The sequence below is a fragment of the Actinomycetota bacterium genome (genome assembly GCA_035536535.1).
Taxonomy (GTDB): domain Bacteria; phylum Actinomycetota; class JAICYB01; order JAICYB01; family JAICYB01; genus DATLNZ01.
This window is the reverse complement of record DATLNZ010000051.1, coordinates 1-4,143: the sequence shown is the minus strand read 5'-3', so window position 1 is coordinate 4,143 and position 4,143 is coordinate 1. Positions and strand designations below refer to the sequence as shown.

Annotated in this window: 4 protein-coding genes; all 4 read right to left on the bottom strand. The window is 68.5% G+C overall.

Annotation, left to right across the window (positions count from 1 at the left end; genetic code table 11):
• On the bottom strand, positions 1–683 hold a 683-nt coding region (locus tag VNE62_03475; protein HVE91351.1), incomplete at its 3' end, for a histidinol dehydrogenase.
• Between the two features lie 42 nt (positions 684–725).
• Positions 726–1,241, bottom strand: coding sequence for an FABP family protein (locus VNE62_03470; protein HVE91350.1), 516 nt, complete (start codon positions 1,239–1,241; stop codon positions 726–728).
• Between the two features lie 176 nt (positions 1,242–1,417).
• On the bottom strand, positions 1,418–1,522 hold the full coding sequence (locus tag VNE62_03465; protein HVE91349.1) for a hypothetical protein: 105 nt from the start codon (positions 1,520–1,522) through the stop codon (positions 1,418–1,420).
• Positions 1,523–1,595: 73 nt separating this feature from the next.
• Positions 1,596–4,143: NB-ARC domain-containing protein (locus tag VNE62_03460; protein HVE91348.1), on the bottom strand; the 2,548-nt coding region annotated here is incomplete at its 5' end.

The window sequence follows — 4,143 nt, the reverse complement described above, 5'->3', positions numbered from 1 at the left end:
TACACCTCGCGCTTGGCCAGCGTCACGTACAGGTTCCCGGGGCCGCAGATCTTGTCCACCGGCTTGATCGTCGCCGTCCCGAATGCCAGCGCGCCTACGGCCTGGGCGCCCCCGATCCTGTAGATCTCGTCTATCCCGCATATGGCCGCGGCGGCGCAGATGACGTCGGACGCCTCGCCGGACTCGTCCGGAGGCGTGGCCAGCACGATGTCGGACACGCCCGCGACGATCGCCGGGACCGCGGTCATGAGCACGGTGGATGGGTAGACGGCCCGGCCCCCGGGGGCGTACAGACCGACGCGGCGGATGGGACGGAACACCTGGCCCGTCCGGGCCCCATCGCGCTCGATGGACCAGTCCGATGGGAGCTGGGCCTCGTGGAACTCGCGGATGGACTGCGCCGCGGCCTCCAGAGCCCCGATCGTCCGGCGGTCGACGCGGGCGGCTGCCAGGTCCCTGTCCACGTGCGACATCCGCAGCCCCTCGGCGGTGAGGTCCGCGCCGTCCAGCGACTTGGTGTAGGCGCAGACGGCCGCATCACCGTCCTCTCGGACATCGCTCAGGATCTTGCGGACCACAGCCGCCGGCTTCGCCAGCTCCGGACGGTCCCACCCGCCGTGGCGGCGCGTCAGGACGTCCGGGACGGACGACTCCGCGCGCAGGTCGACCACTTCCAAGGGCATCGGATCAGGCTATCGGACGGCTCCCGCGCCGACCGCACCGGGTCAGGTCAGGGTCTCCTCCGCTACCTCCACGGCGACCTCGCGCGGCGGGACGCGGTTAAGCTCCGCCGCCAGGTGGTGCTGCAGAGGCTCCCCGACCGCCGCCATCCGGACCTCGTAGGTGAGCAGGTCCCCCGCAATGAGGAAGCTGCGCTGGAGCTTCTCCACGTCCTTTGCCCCCGGCACCAGCGCGATGTGCGTCGTCGCGAACTCGATGGCCGCACCCCGCACGGTCCCCTCACTCACCTCGACCACACCCGTCGGGTGCGTCAGAACCACCTGCAGGTCGCCGTCGCTGTTGCAGCGCCAGTACCCCATCTCGGAGTGCATGGGGCGCCCGGTGTCGGGGGCCCAGGTCCGCTGCTCGTAGGCCAAAAAGGCCTTGCCGACGTGCCAGAACCGGACTTCCTCGTTGTACCGAAACGGCTTGATCGTGGGGTACTCGCCGGTCCCGTGGCCGAGCCACGTCCCGACCAGGAACGAGACAGGAAGCAGGTCGGGATGAAGCTCAGGCTCCATCGTCGGACGCTATCACGTTGATCCTTTGGTGACGATCCGATGTTCCCATTTGGTTGCGCTGCGGGGCGGACCCGCCTGCTCTGCAGTCCTCGCTGGCGCGCCGCTTCGCGCCGCTGGCTGCGGAACTCGCGACCGGGCCCGCCCCGCAACGGACTCAACCACGGCAACCGGAGCCTCTACAGGTCGCGGCGGGTTGCTTGGACCGCAAGCTCTGCCCGCGACTTCACCCCTAGCTTTGAGAAGACGTGTTGCAGGTGGGTACGGGTGGTGTGGTGGATCACAAACAGGCGCTCGGCAACTTGGGGGTTGTCAGGCCCTCCGCGGCGAGCTTCACGACTTCGATCTCCGTGGGGGTCAGGCTCTTCCAGCCGGAGGGCGGACGCCTCCTTCTCCCTGGCCGCGCTGTACGTAGGCGATCAGCTCGTCACGCTCCATGGCTGCGCCCTCGTTCCATGCTTCATCGAAACTGGCGGCCAGCGCCTCTCTCGACGGATGCAGGTCGTTCTCCAGGGGCCGCCACCGCAGCCGGAAGCCGATGGCCTCCCGCTGCCGCTGAGCGGCGGCCATCAGGCGGACTGCCTCGGCGTGCAGCCCTCGGCGGGACTCGATGCAAGCCAGCTCTTCCACGCTCTCGATCTCGCCAAGGCGGTCCTCGACGGACAGCTGGAGGGTCAAGGCCTGGTGGAGGGTGGATTCAGCCTGATCCACGTTTCCGTCGATGACCGCGAGGCGTCCGAGGGCCAGCAGCGACCGCTCGATCCAGAATGGGGTGCCCACCTCCTGAGCGGTGGCGAGCGCCTTCTCGAGAGTCGGACGGGCCGCCTCGAGATCACCCGCGGACATGGAAGCTTCTCCGGAGGCCATCAGCCCTCTGGCCTGACTGGCCACCATTGATCCTCGAGTGACCGACTCCTGAGCTTGGGCGGCGAGAGTCTTAGCTCGATCCGCGTCCCCGTCGGCGATTGCTACGCTCGCACCCGCACAGGCGCACAGGGCTGCTCCCACCGAGTTGCCGAACTCCTCGCTGACGGCAAGACCCGCGTCTGCGAGCTGCCTGGCTCGCTCCCTGTCGCCCGTCATCAGCTCCAGCGTCGACTTCATACCGTGGCCCCCTCCGAAGCACATCGCGCAGTAGCCGCGAGCCAGATCCAGCCCTTCGTCCAGGCACGCCCGCGCCGCCTCGAACTCCCCCCGCCAGATGTGCGTCCACCCCAGGAACAGCAAGGCCTCGTGCATGCTCGCGCGGTCTCCGCCTGCCCGGGCCCCGGCTATAGCAGCCTCGTAACGCTCGATGGCGCCGGGAACGTCGCCGGCGCGCACCATGCGTCCGCCGATAAGAGTAAGAGCCTTCGCACGTACGAAGGCATCTCCCACCTCCCCGGCGAGGCGGATGCTCTCCTCCAGCTGCGCGTCAAGAGCGCGCCCGAAGGCATGGTTGAACAGCGCCCGGCAGTACACGTCCTTGTCCCCGGCGTCCAGAGCGGCTCCCAGTGAAGCCTCTTCGGCCTCCAACGCTTCCGCGATGCGGTTCAGGGGCCGCAGGACGTTGGCGAGCCCGAACAGCACCTGCGACCGCAACCGGGGGGAGACCGAGTCGAGCCCCGGCTGAAGTGACTCGTAGAAGCTGAGCCCCTCCGACCAGAGCCCCCGCGAGTACCAGTAGAGCCAGAGGGACGACGCCAATCGCAGTCCGAGCTCGAACTGTCCCGACTCCTGGGCCCAGGTGAGCGCGGCGGCCAGGTTTCCTCGCTCGGAGTCCAGGTACGCGAAGGCCTCGGCCTGATCCGGTCCGTACATCCGCGCCTCCATCTGCTCGGCGGCGCGAACGTAGAAGACGAGGTGGCGGTTGCGGAGGTCACTGATCTCTCCTGCTTCGCGCAGGCGTTCGTCAGCGTAGTGCCGCACGGTCTCCAGCAGCCGGTAGCGAGCCGACTCCCCCTGCTCCTCCATGACCACCAGGGACCTGTCCACCAGATGCGCCAGGACATCGAGCACTCCATCGAGGCAGACCTCGTCCGCAGCCTGAAGGGTGAAGCCCCCGGCGAACACCGACAGACCCCGGAACAGGATCCGCTCCTCCTCGGACAGGAGGTCGTGGCTCCAGTCGATCGAGGCCCGCAGCGTCTGCTGGCGCGGGAAGGCGGTGCGCGCCCCGCCTGTTAGGAGGTCCAGTCTCCGCGTCAGTCCCTCGCATATCTGCTGAGGCGTCAGCACACGCGAACGTGCGGCGGCGAGCTCGATGGCCAAAGGGATTCCGTCCAAGCGGTGACACAGCTGAGCGATCGCGGGCGCGTTCTGCTCGGTCACGGCGAAGCCGGTTCGCGCCTTCCTCGCGCGGTCGATGAACAGCCGGACGGCCTCGTATTGCGTGAACACCTCCAGCCTGGCCGGCGGGCTCTCACCGGGAGTGGACATGTTCGGCACCCGCCACGCCACCTCGCCCGGCACCCCCAGGGGCTCCCGGGAGGTGGCCAGGACGCTTGTGCCGGGGCAGGTGACCAGCAGCGTCTCGACCAGCGACGCGGCGGTGGCGACCACCTGCTCGCAGTTGTCGAGCAGAAGCAGCATCGTCTTGTTGGCAAGGTGGGCGGTCAGGGTCTCGGTGAACGTGCGGCCCTGCTCCTGCTTGTAGCCCAGGGAGGTGGCGGCGGCCTGGGCGACGAGGTCGGGGTCTGAGACCTGGGTCAGGTCCACGAGCCACACGCCGTCGGGGTAGCGGTCAAGCAGCTCGGCCCCCACCTGAAGGGCCAGGCGCGTCTTGCCGCAGCCGCCTGCTCCGGTGAGGGTCAGGATGCGGGTTTCGTCCATCAGGCGGCAGACCTCGGCTATCTGATCGCGGCGGCCCACAAAGCTGGTCAGCTGAACGGGCAGGTTGTTGGGAAGCGAGTCAAGCGACCGAAGC